General features: G+C 61.2%; 11 protein-coding genes. All 11 read left to right on the forward strand.

Annotation, left to right across the window (positions count from 1 at the left end; translation table 11 throughout):
* Window positions 1-70: 70 nt before the first annotated feature.
* The 11 genes from OMP38_RS22965 to OMP38_RS23015 all read left to right on the forward strand — a co-directional run bounded on the left by OMP38_RS22965 (window position 71) and on the right by OMP38_RS23015 (window position 17,718).
* A complete protein-coding gene (locus OMP38_RS22965) occupies window positions 71-1,120 on the forward strand; it encodes a glycosyl hydrolase family 95 catalytic domain-containing protein (RefSeq protein WP_277567171.1) in 1,050 nt (349 codons plus the stop codon).
* Window positions 1,023-2,036 carry a glycosyl hydrolase family 95 catalytic domain-containing protein gene (locus OMP38_RS22970; RefSeq protein WP_277567172.1) on the forward strand — a complete coding sequence of 338 codons (1,014 nt, stop codon included), beginning with the start codon at window positions 1,023-1,025 and terminating at the stop codon, window positions 2,034-2,036. Before OMP38_RS22965 ends, OMP38_RS22970 begins: the two co-directional genes overlap by 98 nt.
* A 128-nt stretch (window positions 2,037-2,164) precedes the next feature.
* Window positions 2,165-4,459: an AraC family transcriptional regulator gene (locus tag OMP38_RS22975; RefSeq protein ID WP_277567173.1), complete on the forward strand. Its 2,295-nt coding sequence runs from the start codon at window positions 2,165-2,167 to the stop codon at window positions 4,457-4,459.
* 594 nt (window positions 4,460-5,053) lie between these two features.
* Window positions 5,054-5,974 (forward strand): ABC transporter permease, encoded by a 921-nt coding sequence (locus OMP38_RS22980; RefSeq protein ID WP_277567630.1) that lies wholly within the window; start codon window positions 5,054-5,056, stop codon window positions 5,972-5,974.
* 15 nt (window positions 5,975-5,989) lie between these two features.
* Window positions 5,990-6,898, forward strand: coding sequence for a carbohydrate ABC transporter permease (locus OMP38_RS22985; RefSeq protein ID WP_277535562.1), 909 nt, complete (start codon window positions 5,990-5,992; stop codon window positions 6,896-6,898).
* Between the two features lie 94 nt (window positions 6,899-6,992).
* Complete coding sequence (locus OMP38_RS22990) at window positions 6,993-8,672, forward strand: extracellular solute-binding protein (protein ID WP_420869720.1); 1,680 nt, start codon at window positions 6,993-6,995, stop codon at window positions 8,670-8,672.
* A gap of 163 nt (window positions 8,673-8,835) precedes the next feature.
* Complete coding sequence (locus OMP38_RS22995) at window positions 8,836-11,235, forward strand: glycosyl hydrolase family 95 catalytic domain-containing protein (protein ID WP_277567632.1); 2,400 nt, start codon at window positions 8,836-8,838, stop codon at window positions 11,233-11,235.
* A gap of 5 nt (window positions 11,236-11,240) precedes the next feature.
* Window positions 11,241-14,666 (forward strand): X2-like carbohydrate binding domain-containing protein, encoded by a 3,426-nt coding sequence (locus OMP38_RS23000; protein WP_277567174.1) that lies wholly within the window; start codon window positions 11,241-11,243, stop codon window positions 14,664-14,666.
* Window positions 14,602-15,912, forward strand: a complete 1,311-nt coding sequence (locus OMP38_RS23005; protein ID WP_277567175.1) for an S-layer homology domain-containing protein — start codon at window positions 14,602-14,604, stop codon at window positions 15,910-15,912. The genes OMP38_RS23000 and OMP38_RS23005 overlap by 65 nt, the downstream gene beginning before the upstream one ends.
* 265 nt (window positions 15,913-16,177) lie before the next feature.
* Window positions 16,178-16,840 (forward strand): GntR family transcriptional regulator, encoded by a 663-nt coding sequence (locus OMP38_RS23010; protein ID WP_277567176.1) that lies wholly within the window; start codon window positions 16,178-16,180, stop codon window positions 16,838-16,840.
* Between the two features lie 116 nt (window positions 16,841-16,956).
* Window positions 16,957-17,718, forward strand: a complete 762-nt coding sequence (locus OMP38_RS23015; protein WP_277567177.1) for an SDR family NAD(P)-dependent oxidoreductase — start codon at window positions 16,957-16,959, stop codon at window positions 17,716-17,718.
* Window positions 17,719-17,746 lie beyond the last annotated feature (28 nt).

Below are 17,746 nucleotides of genomic sequence, written 5' to 3' on the forward strand. Positions count from 1 at the left end.
GGGAATTTCGGCACGAACATGCCGATGTGCGATCTGATTCTGACGTTCACGGACGCCATCGGAGGGGGGAGTGACGCGGGAACTGGATCTGGAGACAGCGCTGTACGCGTTCTCATCCGACGATCGGACGGGCATCCGCCGGGAAGCGCTGGCGAGCCACGCGGATGGCGTGATCGCAGGGAGCCTAACGAGCGCCAGAGCGGGCGGCGTATCCTTCACGCTCGCGCTCGAGGGCCGGACGGAGCGCTTCACTTCTACCGCGGATCCGGCAACGGGCGTCCTGTCCTTCGCCGGCAGGGCGACGGAGACGATGCATAGCGACGGCCAATGCGGCGTACGGGCGGAGGGACGCGTTCAAGTCGTCGCGCGCGGCGGACGGGTGACGGCGCGCGGCGGACGTCTGGTCGTCGAGGGAGCCGACGAGGCGTGGATCTACGTCGCCGCGAGCACGGATTACGACCGAGAAGGCGAGGCGTGGCGCACCGAATGCGCGGCCGCGGTCGAACGGGCCGCGGCCAAAGGATACGCGAAGGTGCGCGAGGATCATGTCGCCGACTATCGCACTTTATTCGGCCGCGTAGAAGCGACCCTTGGAGACGCGTCGGAGAGCGGCGTTCTGCCGACCGACGAGCGAATGAGCCGTTTGCGCGAAGGCGCGGACGATCCCGGCCTGTTCGCGCTGTTTTTCCAATACGGACGCTATCTGACGATCGCGGGCTCGCGGGCGGATTCGGCGCTGCCGCTTCACCTGCAAGGCATCTGGAACGACGGCGAGGCCAACCGCATGGCCTGGAGCTGCGACTATCATCTCGACATCAACACGGAGATGAACTACTTCCCGACCGAGGCGGCGAACCTGGCCGACTGTCATCTGCCGCTCCTGCGCTACGTGGAGCGCCTGGCCGAAGCGGGACGCCGCACCGCGCGCGACTTCTATGGCGCGCCGGGCTGGGTCGCGCACGTGTTTTCCAACGCCTGGGGCTTTACGGCGCCGGGCTGGCATTATTCATGGGGGGCTGAACGTGACGGGCGGGCTGTGGCTGGCCGAGCAGCTCCGCGTCCATTACGAATACGGGCTCGACGACGACTTCCTGCGGCGAAGCGCGTACCCGGTGCTTAAAGAGGCGGCGCTATTCTACCTGGACTATATGAGCGTCCATCCGGAGAAGGGCTGGCTCGTGACCGGGCCTTCCAATTCGCCGGAGAACAGCTTCTTTGCCGGAGCGGGCCGCGAACGCAGCTACGCATTGTCCATGGGCGCGACGCTCGACCAGGTGCTCGTGCGCGACCTGTTCGCGTTTTGTCTGGCCTCCGCGGAGCGGCTTAGCATCGACGATGACTTCCAGGATCGGCTGCGCAAGGCCGTCAGCCTGCTGCCGCCGCTGCAGATCGGCGCGGGCGGCCAACTGCAGGAATGGCTGGAGGACTTCGGCGAGGCGCAGCCGGACCACCGGCACGTGTCCCATTTGCACGCGCTTTTCCCCGGCGCCCAGGTAACCCCGCGCGACACGCCGGAGCTGGCCGAAGCGGCTAGGCGTACGCTCGCGAACCGGATGGACGCCGCCGAGCTCGAGGACGTGGAGTTCACGCTCGCGCTGTTCGCGGGCGGCTTCGCAAGGCTCGGCGACGGAGAGCTGGCGCTTCGCCAGCTCTCCTATCTGGTCGGACGGCTGTGCTTCGACAATTTGCTGACTTACTCCAAAGCCGGCATCGCGGGAGCGGAGAGCAATATTTTCGTCGCGGACGGCAACTTCGGCGGGACGGCCGCCTTCGCGGAAATGCTGATGCAAAGCCATGGCGGCGTCATCCACCTGCTGCCCGCCTTACCGGCGAGCTGGCATAACGGCAGCATTCGGGGATTGAGAGCCCGGGGCAACGCCGAGGTCGATCTGACTTGGTCGGACGGCGCGCTGACGAGCGCGACGATCCGGGCGGGCTCCGATCTGCAGGCGGCGCTGCGTTACCGGGAACGCGAAGTCGGCCTAAATCTGCGGGCCGGCAAAGCGATCGTCGTGGACGCCGAGCTCCGGGCTTGACTTGACGCCAAGCGCGAGCCGAATCATAGGACGAAAGGTTGCGACAACTACGGGACTGCCGATAACGGCGGACCGGTAGTTGTCTTTCGTGTATAATGATGCTACTGAGAAAAGGGGGGGGTCGGACGTTGCCGAAGCATTCGAGGATCTACCGGAACTTTCTGCTCTCCTATCTCGTCATCCTGATCCTGCCAAGCATCGCGGGTTACATGTCCTACCGGACCTCGATCGAAGTCACGCAGTCGATCTCGATCGAAAACGGCGTCACCCAGCTGCAGAACGCGCAGCAGCTGCTGGAGCGCAGAATGGCCGAGGTCGAGGGCTTCACCCGGCAGCTGGCGCTGAACCAGGATCTGTTCGTGCTCATGAACGAGAAAAAGAGCGACGGCGACGTCAATTTGTACAGCATCTGGAACGTGCTGCGGAGCGTCATGGTATTCGGCCAAACCAACGACTTCCTGCGGAACTACTACATCTATTTGCGGAACTATAACGTCGTCCTGACGCCGGGCTCCGCTTATTTCCGTCCCGAGCATTACTACGAGACCGCGCATTATCAAAATATGACGCTGGACGACTGGCGCAATACGATATTGAACAAGCCCCACAGCCGGGAGATCCTGCCGCTCAGCCCGTTCGAGGACGGCGACGGCCAGACGTCCGTCATTTCGTATATGCAATCGCTTCCACTGGATAGCTTCAGCGAGGTCTCCCCGGCTACCGTCGTCGTCATCATCGACGAGAAGACGATTCAGAGCCTGCTGACGGGACTGAAGGATCGGTACGGCGGCTGGACGTACATCAGCGACCGCGAAGGGAAGACGCTCAGCCGGCAAGGCATCGAGGAAAAAGAGATACTCGAGCTGAACGGGACGGACGGCTTGCTTGCGGACGAACAGAGCCAATTTTACGGCGACGATCTGGTCATCGCCATTCAGTCGGACAAGACAGGATGGACGTACCGTGCGGGCATCCCGCGGGCCGTGCTCATGGAAAACGCCAACCATATCAAATTCATCACGTGGACGGTGACGGCCGTCGCACTGGTCGTCGGACTGCTGGCGGGCATCGTCTTGTCGTACCGGAACAGCGCCCCGATCAACCGGCTGCTCGGCGTTTTTCGCGACCAATTCGGTAAGGACCAGCCGCCGCTCGGCAATGCCTACGACTTCCTGCACGGGAATGTGGCCAATATGCTGACGAGCAACAAATGGCTGCAAAGCGAGCTTGACCGGCAGCTCCCGCTCGTGCAGGATGCCTATCTGAAGCGGCTGCTCTCCGGCGAATTCCAGACGCGCGACGAGGCCGAGGCCGCGGCGGACCAAGCCGGTCTCCGGTTCGGCTTCGCGTCCGGCGCCGTCGGCATTTTGCGCGTCGAAGGCTACGCCGGGCTGGATACGGTCGAGATTCTGAACGAATTGAATGCCGCGCGCCTGCTCGTCAAGCAAAACTTGCGAGAGCTGTTCCCCGATCTGCAGATGACGGATATGGGCTCGGACCGGGTCGCGGCGCTGTTCGGCTATCTGCCCGAGCAGCCGGAGGAAGCGGGGGAACGCGAGATCGAGAGCCTGCTGCGGCCGCTCGCCGCCCGCTTGTTCGACGAGTACAAAATTTCCGTCACCGCAGCGTTCGGCGAAAGCTTCGGCACGGCGCTTGAGGTCAGCCGCTCGTGCGAGCAGGCGCGGGAGACGCTGGAATACGCCGATTACGCCGTCCGAAAGGACATTTTATGGCATCGCGACATCCGTTCGGATAGCGCGACCTATTATTATCCGCTGGAGACGGAGCTTCGGCTCATCGGCACGATCCGGGCGGGCGAGCGGGAAGAGTCGCGCCGGATGGTGGAGGAGCTGCTCGCGCGCAATGCGGAGAGCCGGGAGCTCTCGCCGGACATGAAGCGCCAGCTGATCGGGGAGTTAAAGGGAACGCTGCTCAAAGTGCTCGACCAGAAGACGTTCCAATCCGCCGAACCGTTCGAATCGGTCAAAAACCGCACGCTGGCGATCCAGGAGACGGATTCGCTGGAGGCGGTCCGCGAGGAGATCGGACAAATTACCGATACGCTGTGCGGCGTCGTGGCCGCGAAGAAAAACGATTTGCACCACAAAACGGTAGAAGAGATCAAGAAATACATCGCGCAGAAGTATTCCGACGCCGAGCTCACGCTGTACAAGGTAGCCGAGCAAGTGGAGCGGCCGGAGAAGTACATCTCGCAGCTGTTCAAGGACGTCACCGGAACGAATCTGTCCGATTACCTGGAGAAAATCCGCATGGATCATGCGGCCGAGCTGCTGCGGGACCGAAGCGCGACGATCGACGAGATCGCGTACAGGGTCGGCTACAATAGCTCGCATTCGTTCCGCCGGGCGTTCAAGCGGGTGTCGGGCGTATCGCCGAGCGCATACAGACAGTCTTTTGATTGATTTTGCTTTTCCGAAATGACCGTCAGGGGGGAATCCCCTGGCGGTTTTTTGCGCTGTGCGCATCATGGGAGGCGAAAATGGACCGCGTAGGCGGACGTAAAGCCGCTATTGGGGGGAAGACGATTGATGATCGGAGCGTTGCGCACTTCGGAGCCGCTTATTCAGTATTTAAGGCTTGCAAAACGGGCTTCGAACGATAAAAACGGACGCTGAGTCCGCTTGCAGGCTCAAAGGCGGCTGCAGCGTAAAATAACGGCGCCGGTGTCCGAAACGAAAATCAGGTGCCCGATTGGCTTCGTCCCGGCCCTTGGCGCCGCCCGCCCGACCGTACCTGTTTCCCGATGGCCCGTCCGCGCGTCAGATCAGGGAAAATGGGCCGTTCTAGGGCGAATCGGCTCCCCGAAATCGGGTTTTTGGTACGCCGAAATCCCGATTTGTACCTTCCGAACAGCGATTTGATTGCGCTATCATCGGACCTGTAGAAAGCGCTGCCACGCTAAATCGGCGCTAGGGAACGATAGGAGGGGATCGTCGAAGATGGATGGAGAAATCGCATGGGAAGGCAACGCGCAGCCGCAGCCGATCCGCAAGCGGATGAAAAGGAGCCGGACGCTCGAAGCCAGGAAAAGCTTCAAGAAACATTGGCAGCTGTACCTGGTCGTCCTGCCGCCGCTTTTGTTCTTTCTGATTTTCAAGTATTACCCGATGGCGAACGCCGTGCTCGCCTTCAAAGATTACAACGTTATTAAAGGCATCTGGGGAAGTCCCTGGGTGGGGATGCGGAACTTTAAGCTCTTTTTCGACAACCCGATCTTCTGGGACCTGATCCGCAATACGATCCTGCTGAGCGGCTACCTGCTGCTGGCGGGCTTTCCGATCCCGATCCTGCTCGCGCTCATGCTCAACGAGATCCGCAGCGGGCGATTCAAGCGCATCGTGCAGCTCGTGACCTTCGCGCCTTACTTTATCTCGACGGTCGTCATGGTGTCGATCATCATGCTGTTCCTGGCGCCGAGGCTCGGCTTCGCCAACGTCGCCTTGAACCACCTGGGCTTCGATTCGATCAACTTCCTCGGCGAGCCCGGCATGTTCCGCTCGATCTACGTCTGGTCCGACATCTGGCAGACGGCCGGCTACTCGGCGGTCATCTACCTGGCGGCGCTGGCGGGTATCGACCCGACGCTGTACGAGGCGGCCAAAGTAGACGGCGCATCCCGGTTCCAGAAGATCGTTCATGTCGACCTGCCGGGCATCCTGCCCACGATCGTCGTCATTCTGATCCTGAACGTCGGCAACGTCATGGCGATCGGCTTCGAAAAGGTGTACCTGCTTCAAAACCCGCTGAACCAGTCGACCTCGGAAATCATCGCGACCTATGTCTACAGCATCGGCCTGCTGAACGCCAACTACAGCTTCGCTACCGCGGTCGGACTATTCAACTCGGTCATTAATCTGGTCCTGCTGCTCCTGGTCAACGGCATCGCCAAGCGCCTGACGAACAGCAGCATCTGGTAGAAAGGAGATTCGAACATGCAAGCACAAGCCGCAACCAAGCGAACGGCCATCCGGGAATCGACCGGCGACCGTCTGTTCATGGCCGTCGTCTATACGATCCTCACGATCGTCCTGATCGCCGTCCTGTATCCGCTCATTTACATCCTCAGCAGCTCGATCAGCAGCCCCGCCGCCGTCACGTCCGGACGCGTCTTCCTGTGGCCGGTGGACATTTCCTTCAAAGGCTTCGAGACGCTGTTCAACACGCCCGCCATCTTGACCGGGTACGGCAATTCGATCTTCTATACGGCGGCCGGCACGCTGATCAGCGTCGCGCTGACGGTGATGATCGCCTACCCGCTGTCGCGCAAAACGTTTTTCGGACGCAACGCCCTCATGATGATCGTCACCTTCACGATGATTTTCAGCGGCGGCCTGATTCCGACCTACATGGTTGTCAAGTCGCTCCATCTGATCGATACAAGGTGGGCGCTGCTCATCCCGAACGCGATCTGGGTGTGGCAGGTCATCATCGCCCGCACGTTTTTTCAAGCTTCGATACCCGATGAACTCGCCGAGGCCGCCGAGATCGACGGCTGCAGCGACTTGCGCTTCATGCGCAGCGTCGTCATCCCGCTCTCCAAGCCGATTCTCGCCGTGCTGGTGCTCATGTACGCCGTCGGTCAGTGGAATGCTTACTTCGACGCGCTGATCTACCTGAAGTCCGCGAACCTGTTCCCGCTGCAGCTCGTGCTGCGCAGCATCATCATCCAGAACAACAGCTCCGGCATGATGGACGCGATGAAAATGGTCGAGCGGCAGCAGCTGTCCGAGCTGCTCAAGTATTCGCTTATCGTGGTGGCGACGCTGCCCGTGCTCATTATTTATCCGTTCGTGCAACGGTATTTCGTGCAAGGCATGCTGGTCGGCTCCGTGAAGGGATAACGCCGTCCGGCGGCGAATGTGAGAGGGGGGATGCGTATGTAGCACGCTGCCGCAAACTTAGCCTGCAACTATCCAAGAAAAGGGAGCGACCCAATTGAAAAAGAGAATCGTAAGTCTGCTGGCGATCGTCATCGCCCTCAGCATGGCACTGGCGGCCTGCGCCAAAAACGAAAATTCGCCCGCCTCGCCGAGCGGCGCCTCATCTTCTTCCGCCGCCGCATCGGGAAGCGCTTCGGCGTCCGCCGCGCCGGTTCCGATCAAAGTATTTTCGATCCAGGAGTCCGGCATCGACCTGACCACGAACAAATTTTCCAAGTTTATCGAGGATAAATTCAATATCAAGTTCGACTGGCAGCTCAATCCGTCCGACGGCGCGAAGGAAAAACGCCAGATCTCGCTCGCGAGCGGCGACTATCCGGACGCCTACATCCTGCCTTCCTACATCGATCATTTCTCGCAGGCCGATCTGCTTAAGTACGGCAAGCAGGGCGTCATCGTCCCGTTGAACGACCTCATCGACCAATACGGCCCGAACATCAAGGCGGCGATGGAAGCGCATCCCGACCTGAAGCAATACATTACGGCGCCGGACGGCAACATCTACGGCCTCGTCTCCTACACGCAATGCTTCCACTGCTCGTATCCGAACAAGATGTGGGTCAACACCAAGTGGATGAAGCAGCTCGGCATCCAGCCTCCGAAGACGACCGAAGAGTTCAAGGCGATGCTCGAAGCGTTCAAGACGAAGGATCCGAACGGCAACGGCAAGCAGGACGAAGTGCCGCTGAGCGGCTCGATCGAAGACTTCGGCGTCCGCGTCGTGCCCTATCTGATGAACGGCTTCGTCTATGACGACGACCGCAATTACCTGAACCTGAAGGACGGCAAAGTCGTCTCCGCGGCCATCACGCCGGAGTGGAAGGAAGGCCTCGCTTATATCAAGTCGCTCTACGACGAGAAGCTGATCGATCCGGGCGCGTTCACGCAAAACGCCGAAGCGTTCAAGAAGATCGGCGAAAACGGCGACGCGCAAATTCTCGGCGCCGGCGCGGGCATGCACCCCGCCATTTTCGTCAACATCGACAAAGGCAACCGCTTCTCCGCCGACTACGACGCATTGCCTCCGCTGACCGGTCCGCACGGCTCGCTGGCGACGCATGACGGCGGCGGCGTCGACCCGGGCGCCAAGTTCGTCATCACGAACAAGGCCAGCAAGGAAGCGCAAGTCGCGTTGATCAAAATGGTCGACTATATGTTCACGCCGGAAGGCCAGACGAACGGCGCATCCGGCATGGAAGGCATCGATTGGGAGAAGCCGGGTCCGGACGACGTGGCCCTGGACGAGAGCATCAAAGCGCAGTTCAAGCCGATTCCGGCGACCGAAGGCGAAGCGCCTCGCAATGCGGGCTGGAGCGGCGTCGCCCACTTCTACCAACCGAAGGAATACCGCGACAGCTTCGTCTCTGCGACGGACATCTACGATTCGGCCGGCTATGAGCGCAGACTGTACCAAGCGACCCTCGAGTATCAAGGCCACGAGCCGAAGGAGCTGTTCCCGCTCTGGTCGCTGTGGATCGATCCGTCGCTGACCGACGAAGCCAGCATCCTGCAAACGAACCTGAAGAACTACATCGAGCGCAGCGAGCTTCAATTCATCACGGGCAATCTCGACCTGAACAAGGACTGGGACAGCTACGTGAAGGGCCTGAAGGACCTGAAACTGGATCGTTACCTGGAAATCCTGCAGCAAGCGTACGACAAGGCCGCGAAGTAAGCACGAACCGGCCGGCATAGAATCGCGCAGCACAGGCCTTCTGGCCGCAAAGCCGGAAGGCCTGGCTCGTCATGCCCGAAAAAGGAATTCGAGGGGGAGGCGGGCTTGTGAAACCGCGTAGGCAACGCATCCAACGTACAATGGAGGACAACGCTTGAACGTCATGGAACGGGCAGCCGCCCACGGCATCCGCTACGACCGTCCGGCCGCTACCTTCTTCGAAGGGGCGCTGCTCGGCAACGGCAAGCTCGGCGCCGTCGTCACGACCCGGCCCGACGCGATCGTCATTCACTTCGGACATAACAACGTATGGGACATCCGCATCGCGGAAAACAACAAAGAAATGATCGGCACCTTCGAGAGCCTGTTCGCGAGGCTCAAGGAGATTCCCGCGCATTACGGCTCGCTTTCCGAAGACCCCTGGTATCGAGAATACGTGGAGATGGCGGCCGAAAATTACGCCAGGCCGTATCCGCGACCGATGCCCTGCGGCTCGCTCTTGCTCGGCTTCGACCGGCGGCGGGTCGAGGTGCTCGGCCACACGCTCCGCATACACGACGGCATGTGCGAGATCGATTTGCTCGCGGACGGCAAGCAAGTGCAGCTTTTGACGTTCGTCGAGCAAGATTCGGACGCGCTGCGAGTGGCGCTCAGGACGGATGGCGGACCGGAAGACGTACCGATCGCGTTCAACCGCGTCAAGCTGATCGCCGATCCGGAGACGCCGCAAGAGCTGCCTGCCCCGGAGCCCTATATCGATGCACGGCGGGGGCTGATGGCCTTTCGCCAGCGTTTGCCCGCCGCGGTCGGCGGGGAGCCGGAAGATGCCGGAGCAGCAAACGACCGCGCCTTCCGCCTGACGGCGACGTTCGAACCGGCGGCCGCCCTGCAGGCAGGCGTTTCCTCCTGGGAAGGGCTACTGAACCCGGTACAGGCGGAAGGCAGGTTCGAGGTGCGCGTCGCGCTCGACGAGGGACTCGACGCCGACGTGCCGGAGGCGGATGCGGCGCAGCAGGATGGCGAAGCCGAATTTGCAAGCGCATTCGCGAAGTCGGCTGACTGCTGGTCGCGCTATTGGTCGCGCTCCGGCGTGGCGCTCGGCGACGCTTTTCTCGAGCGGGTCTGGTACCGCAATTTGTACTTTTTCAACTGTGCCGTCTCGCCGGACGCGATCTGTCCGGGCTTGTTCGCCAACTGGAGCTACGGCAAGATCGGCTCCGAATGGCATGGCGATTACCACATGAACTACAACACGCAGCAGCCGTTCTGGCTTGCATTTTCGAGCAACCACGTCGACAAGCATCTTGCCTACGTGGACATGGTCGAACGGATCGGGCCGGTCAGCCGCAAATGGGCGCGCGAGTATTACGGCCTGCGGGGCGCTTATTACCCGCACTCCGCTTACCCGGTAGAGATGACAATGATGCCTTATCCCGTCCCGCATTGGGGCTGGGAGATTTGCGAGACGCCATGGACCGTGCAGAGCCTGTGGTGGCATTACCTGTATACGATGGATCTCGAATTTCTCGCCGGACGCGCGTTCGGCCCGATCCGCGACGCCGTGCTGTTCATGGTCGACTATATTAAACGGCCGGACGCGAGGGGCGAAGCTTGGGGCGACGACCGCTATCACGTTTATCCGACCGTCGCGCCGGAGCTGTACGAGCTGACGCCGGGCTTTCGTTTGAACCGGGATTGCATCGTCGACCTGACGTTGACGAAGTTCTTGTTCCGCGCTTTCGGGAAAGCTTGCGCGGCGCTCGGGCGGACGGAGGAGGAGGCGGAGCTGCTCGCGGAGGTAGAGGAGGTGCTGGGTCATTTTCCGGACTATCCGACCGCCCGATCGGCACGCGGCTCCGTGTTCGTCTCGGTGCCGGGAGAAGATCCGGAGGTCGTCTACAACGTGCCGAACGGCGTCGCTACGGTATTTCCGGGCGAGGACCACGGCTTGCATTCGCCGCCGGACGAATATGCGATCGCGGCGAACAGCTACCTCAACCATCGCAACGAGGGCGGCAACGATCTGGTGTTTTACGCGATGGCCGGCGCTCGCCTGGGCATGCTCGATCTCGAACGGTTCAAACGTCAGATCGATTACTGCCTGCTGCCGAACGGTACCTGCACCGACAAGCTGCTCGAGGCAGGCGGCCGCTATTCGGATACGACGCCGTTCGATTATATGGGGCAAATGGGCATCTGGTTCGAAAACTTCGCGCTTCCGGCCGTCATTAACGAATGTCTGCTGCAGAGCTACAACGGCATTTTGCGGCTGTTCCCCAACTGGCCCAAGCACCTGCCGGCTTCGTTCGCCACGCTGCGGGCCGCCGGCGGCTTCCTCGTAAGCGCTTCCTTCGAAAGCGGCAGCGTACAATGGGTCGAGCTGGTCAGCGAGGCGGGCGCTCCCCTCCAGATCTACAATCCGTGGCCGGGCGATGCGACCGTTCTGCGGGACGGTGCCGAGGAGACGGCATCCGGCGCGCTGCTGGCGCTCGATGTGCCGGCGGGCACGTCGATTCGGCTGACGCCGGTTAAAGATGGACGCTATCATTCAACAAGGAGCTGATCGGTTTGCATCGAATCCTTAAGACAAAAGGTCTCGTTCTGCTGCTCGTCGTCGCGCTCTTCGCCCAGCTCGGACTCGTCGCGCCAGACGCGAATCGGGCCGCCGCAGCCGACAAAGAGCTGGCGCAGAAGCCCTACATGGGCTGGAGCAGCTACAGCATGCAGGTGTACGACGGTCCGTCCGGCGGCTGGACTTCCGCTGCCAAGATCAAGCAAATGTCCGACGCGATGCACGAAAAGCTGCAGTCGCACGGTTACAACTACATTAATATCGACGCGGGCTGGAACGGCGGCATGGACGAATACGCCCGGCCGATCCCGAGCGAGACGCTGTATCCGGACGGCTTTCAGAGTGTAATTGACTACGTCCACGCCAACGGACAGAAGATTGGGATCGATTTGATCCCGGGCTTGTCTCCGGCCGCATATGAAGCCAATCTGCCGATCTACGGCACCGAGAGCTGCCACATCCGGGACATTACGAAGCAGCCGATCAAGGACGCGGATTTTTGGGGAATCGGCTACAAGATCGATTTCAACACGAAACCCCTATGCGCCCAGGCATACATCGATTCAATCGCGGATCTGATCGGCTCCTGGGGCATCGACTTCGTCAAGTTCGACAGCGTGACGCCGGGCTCCGGCCACAACGATACGACGATCGACGCGCGCGACGACGTAGCGGCCTGGTCCAAGGCGCTGGCTCGTCATAACATCTGGTTCGAGTTGTCCTGGGCGCTCGATCACAACTACGCGGACGTGTGGAAAAAGTATGCCAACGGCTGGCGCGTCGACTGGGACGTCGAGTCCTACGACCCGAAGGTCGGGCTAACGCAGTGGGCGAACATCGCCAGGCTGTTCCCGGACGCCGCGATCTGGTGGCGCGACGCTGGTCCTCGCACCGGCTGGAACGACTTCGACTCCCTGAACGTCGGCAACGGCGCGATGGACGGCCTGACCAAGGACGAGCGCCAGACGGCGATGAGCTTATGGGCCGTGTCGGCAGCGCCGCTGTACACGGGCAACGACCTGACGCGCCTGGACAGCTACGGCCTCCAGCTGCTGACGAACGACGAGGTCATCGCCGTCGATCAAGCGGGCCGCCCTGCGCATCCCGTATCGACCGCGACGAGCCAGCAAGTCTGGTACGCGAACAACGGCGACGGCACGTATAACGTCGCGGTGTTCAATCTCGGCACGAAAGCCGAATCCATCACGGTGAACTGGGGCGATATCGGGCTGGACGGTCCGGCATCGGTCCGCGATCTCTGGAGCCACAGCGAGCTCGGCACGTTCGAGAAGGGCTATACGGCGGAAAGCGTCGATCCGCATGCATCGCGATTGTTCAAGGTGACGGCGAAGAACGGAACGTCGTTCGTCAACGACGACGACACGGGCTTCGTTTATGACGGCGACTGGACGCGCAACGGCGGCAAGGAAGTGTCGGCCGAGTCGCAGGATCTGACGGTGAACGTTGGCGCGACGGCGCCGGGGTTTGCGCCGGATGCTCTTCAGGAAGCAGGACTCGCGCAAGTTCAAACGACGAACGTTCAGACGTTGGCCGCCGCGGATCATTATTACGTGGTGAACGACGACGATTCGGACGTACAGTACGCCGGAGGCTGGAACGATAGCGACAATCGCGGCTTCGGCGATTATTCGAACGACGTACACTGGACGGAAGGAAACGATAATTCGTTTCAACTGGCGTTCAAGGGCACGGGCATCGACTATATCACCGAAAAAGAAGGGTCTCAGGGCAATGTCGCCATGTACTTGGACGGGGTGCTCCAAGGCACGGCGGACACCTACAATAACGACGGACGCTCGGTGCAGCAAACGGTCTATCGGATCGACGGTCTCGACGGCAATTCCCATACGCTGAAAGGCGTAAAACAGTCCGGCGGCTACGCGCTGCTTGACGCGCTTAAGGTGCATGTCGACCATCTGATCGATCCGGCGGCAGCATCGTTCGACTCGGATCAGCCGGCGGACGTCACGACTGCGCTGAAGGCGGATGCCCGCTATCTGAAAGGCGTGACGCTGAACGGCGGCGCGCTCGCAAATCCTGCGGACTACACGGTAGCAAGCGGTACGGTCACGGTGAAAAAGGATGCTTTCGCGGGGCTCGCTGCGGGCGATGCGACGCTCAGCTTCTCCTTCGCGGGCGGCGATTCGGAAACGAAAACCGTCACGATCAGCGGACAAAGCAGCGCGATCAGTCCAAAATCGGCTTCCTTCGATAAGAAGCCCGCGAAACAAGCCGACGTATCGACGACGCTGACGCTGAACGGCAACACGCTTGTCGGCATCGCGAACGGAGACAAGGCGCTGACGGCCGGCACGGATTATACCGTCGCAGGCAACGCGGTCACCGTCAAGAAGTCGTATCTGGCCACGCTGCCTGTCGGCACCGCGCAGCTGGCGTTTACGTTCAGCGGCGGCGCGGCACAGACGCTGACGATCAACGTGACCGACACGTCCGGCCTTCGTTACGTGCTCGTGAATAACACCGATGCAGGCATCTCGTATAGCGGCTCCTGGAGCAACCAAGGCGGCCGTCCGTTCGGCGATTACCAAGGCGACGTGCAATATACGGAAATTAATGGCGATTCGTTCACTTATGTGTTCTCGGGCACGGGGATCGGCATCGTCACGGAAAAAGACAATTCCCAGGGCGATATGGAAGTGTACCTGGACGGACAGCTCGTCTCGACCGCCGATACGCGCAGCGATGTTCGCCAGGGCTTCCAGACCGTGTACAGCGTCACCGGGCTGACGAACGGGCAGCATACGCTGAAGGGCGTCAAGAAAAACGGCCAATTCATGCTGCTCGACGCGCTGCGGATCGAAAAGCCGAGCCTGCTCGGCGAAGAAGCGATCGGGTTCGATCCGGCGCAGCCGGCAGACGCGACCGTAACCTTGCTCCGCGACAGCGGCAGCCTGGTGGACGTGAAAAACGGCACCAAAACGCTGACGGCAGGAACGGATTATACGGTGACCGGCAATACGGTGACGATTACCGCCGCCTATCTGGCCTCGCTGTCGTCGGGCGCGGCGACGCTCACGTTCGGCTTTAAAGGCGATGCGTTCAGCGACATCCACTTTACGGCAAAGGACGGCGACGCCTACAGCTACGCGTTTAAAGGAACGGGATTCGCGCTGACCATGCCGACCGGTCCGTCGCAAGGCGATTTCGAAGTGTACGTGGACGGGGAATCGAAAGGAACGGGCAGCGCCTATAGCGACACGCTCAAGCTTCAGCAGAACGTATTCCATTTGGACGGCTTGTCGAACGGCATGCATACGGTGAAGGTCGAAAAAGAAATCCGGCCAGCTGCTGCTCGCCGACGGCCTGGCCTATACGGTGGCCGGCGCGGATGTCGTTCCGCAAAATCCATCGGGCCCGGTCACGCAGACGCCTTCGCCTGAAAAAGTTCAAGGCAGCGTAGAAGGCGCAGCCGGCAGCGGCGCGGTATCCGTCGACGTGAACCGCACGACGCTTGGCGACGGCACCAAGCGGGATGAATTGTCCTTCTCGGGCGCGGCGGTCAAGGATGCGATCGCCAAGCAGGCTGCGGCCGGCGCGAAGGCGATTAGGCTCGCCATTCCCGATGCCAAAGACGAAGTGACCGAGACCAAAGTGACGGTTCCGGCGGACATCGCCAAGCTGCTCGCGGACGGTAAGCTGGACCTGAGCCTTGCGATCGGCGGCTCTAAGATCGTCATACCGGCGGCATCGCTCGGCGCAGCCGGCGCGGATCTCGTCTTTACGATCAAGCCGCTGAAGAGCGAGGCGGACCGGTCGGCCGCGCAAAACCGCGCGAACGCATCGAGCGCCGTGAAGGCCGCGTACGGCGAAAATGCAGCCGTCATCGGACGTCCGCTGTCGATCGATACGAATCTGCAGGGCCATGACGTCGACCTCGTGCTGCCGCTCGGCGAAGCGGCAAGCGCCGGCACGAATCAACTGGGCGTCTACGTCGAGCACAGCGACGGATCGACCGAGCTGAAGCGCGGCGAGATCGTTGAGCTTGGCACGGGGAAAGGATTCAAAATTACCGTGAACAAATTCAGCACCTTCACGCTGCTGAAGCTGAGCGATCAGCCGGCGGCGACCCATAAAGCCTATATTCAAGGTTTTTCGGACGGCACTTTCAGGCCTGGTGCCGCGCTGACGCGGGCGCAAATCGCGACGATCTTCGCGAGACTGACCGCGGGCAAGGACAGCGCAGGCAACGGCCAAGCTAAGTCTTACGGCGACGTATCCGCGAGCCATTGGGCCGCGGCGGATATCGCCGCCGTCGGCAAGCTGGGGCTCATGAACGGCTACGCGGACGGCACGTTCCGTCCGGATCAAGCGGTCACGCGCGCCGAGATGGCGGCGCTGGCCGTGAAGCTCGCGCAGCCTTCCGGCATGCCGGGCGCCGGGTTTAGCGATACGGCCGGCAACTGGGCCGAAGCGGCGATCAAGCAAGCGCAGGGCGCGGGCTGGATCGGCGGCTACGCGGACGGCACGTTCCGTCCCGGCCAGGCGCTGACGCGCGCCGAAGCGGTGAAGCTGCTGAACCGCGCGCTGGACCGCGAACCGGCGCAAGCGGGCGACGTCTCCAAGTGGTCCGACGTGCCCGCGGGGCACTGGGCGCTGGCGGACCTGCTCGAGGCGTCCGCAGACTGACTGATCGTCAAGGCGAACGGAATAAAGCGGGACTCTTCCGATACGGAGGAGTCTCGCATTTTCATGAAGGAATCGAATGCGATGTCAACATGACCGATCGTCCTGCGGATACCTTAGATTGTCGTCCATACAGTCTCCTGAAGCCGTGCGCCGATTCGGATATCCCGGACAACCGCTTTTTCTTCGCGGATAACGGGTCTTCAACCAGGCGCGCGGCATGTATCGTGTATGATAAAATGGAGCAAACGTTGAAAAGGGTGAGCCCATGCCGGACAATCCGCCGTCCCTGAACCGATACGTCCTCGCCGACGAGCTGTACGCGCTGCTGAAAACACGCATTTTGTCCCACGAAATGTCCGCGGGAGATAAAATCAATATCGACAAGCTTGCGAGAGACCTCGGCGTCAGCAACATTCCGATCCGAGAGGCGCTCTCGCGGCTTTCCTCCGAGGGACTCGTATCCGTCGTCCCCTTTAAAGGCATGTTCGTGGCGGCGATGAACGCCAAAGACATCGACGAGATCTTCGAGATCAGGCTTTCTCTGGAGTCGCTCGCCCTGAGCAAGGCGGCAGCCCGCATCCCCAAGGATCGGCTTCGCCAGATTTTGGCCGAGACGAAGGCTCCGCAAGAGGATGCGGACGCGAACCAGGAGTCCGCGAGCCGGATGTTCAAAATGAACGAAGGATTGCACGGCACGATATTGGCCTACGCCGACAACGAGAATTTGCAGCGCATGGTCGTATCGTTGATCGAGCGGATTTACCGCTATTTGAACCTGCTGAACTTTGCGATCGCGCTCGCGGACGAAAGGGAGGAGCACGTTCGAATTTTGAACGCGCTGCTTGCGGACGACATGGACGAAGCAGGCGCCGCCTTGGAACTGCATTTGCAGCGCGCGCGGCAGCGTCTGCGAGACAGTTTTAATTAGGCAAAAACGGGGAACGATTCCCCTTTACGGAATGAATCATGTATGATACTTTTAAAATCATACACGATTTATGATTTTACTAACGGGCAGCAACCGGAGAAAGGCAGGACAGGCCCATGCTGTTAAAAGAGAAGGTATGCCTCATTACCGGCGGCGCTTCCGGGATCGGCGAGGTGGCCGCCCGGCGATTCGCGGCCGAAGGCGCGATCGTCGCGGTAATCGATATCGACGCCGAAGGCGGGCGCCGCGTCGCGGATGCGATCGCGGATGAAGGCGGGCGGGCCTGTGCCGTGGGCGCCGATGTCTCGTCGGAAGCCGATGTCGCGCGCGCCGTGGCGGAGATTTTGCAGGCCTACGGCAGGATCGACGTGCTGCTCAACAACGCGGCGACGATCTTGCCCAAGCCGCTTGAAGAAGTGAGCGAGGAGGAGTGGACGCGCGTCATCGCCATCAACCTGAAGAGCGTGTACCTGACGATCAAGCATACGATTCCCGCGCTGCGCAGCTCGAAAGGCAACATCGTGAACATGGCTTCGCTGAACGGCCTCGTCGGCCAGAAGCAAAACGCCGTCTACGCGTCTACGAAGGGGGCGGTCATCGCGATGACGAAGGCGCTGGCGCTCGATTATGCGCCCGACGGCGTCCGCGTGAATTGCCTGTGCCCCGCCGGCGTCATGACGCCGCTGCTGGAGCAATGGCGGCTTCGGCAACCGGATCCCGACGCGACGACGCGGCTTCTGAACGACATGCATCCGCTCGGCCGGCCGGCATCGTCCGAGGAGATCGCGGACGCAGCCCTCTTTCTCGCCTCGGACGGCGCGCGGTTCATCACGGGCGTCGCGCTGCCCGTGGACGGCGGCGCCTCCCTCGGTTATTGATGCACTTATAAAATTTAGGAGGATACCC

It is taken from the genome of Cohnella ginsengisoli (genome assembly GCF_029525555.1).
Taxonomy (GTDB): domain Bacteria; phylum Bacillota; class Bacilli; order Paenibacillales; family Paenibacillaceae; genus Cohnella; species Cohnella ginsengisoli.

Bases quoted from the DNA above. Each gene is read 5' to 3' on its own strand.
- OMP38_RS22980 (WP_277567630.1), top strand. From the start codon at position 5,054: ATGAAAAGGAGCCGGACGCTCGAAGCCAGGAAAAGCTTCAAGAAACAT.
- OMP38_RS22985 (WP_277535562.1), top strand. From the start codon at position 5,990: ATGCAAGCACAAGCCGCAACCAAGCGAACGGCCATCCGGGAATCGACC.
- OMP38_RS22995 (WP_277567632.1), top strand. From the start codon at position 8,836: ATGGAACGGGCAGCCGCCCACGGCATCCGCTACGACCGTCCGGCCGCT.
- OMP38_RS23010 (WP_277567176.1), top strand. From the start codon at position 16,178: ATGCCGGACAATCCGCCGTCCCTGAACCGATACGTCCTCGCCGACGAG.
- OMP38_RS23015 (WP_277567177.1), top strand. From the start codon at position 16,957: ATGCTGTTAAAAGAGAAGGTATGCCTCATTACCGGCGGCGCTTCCGGG.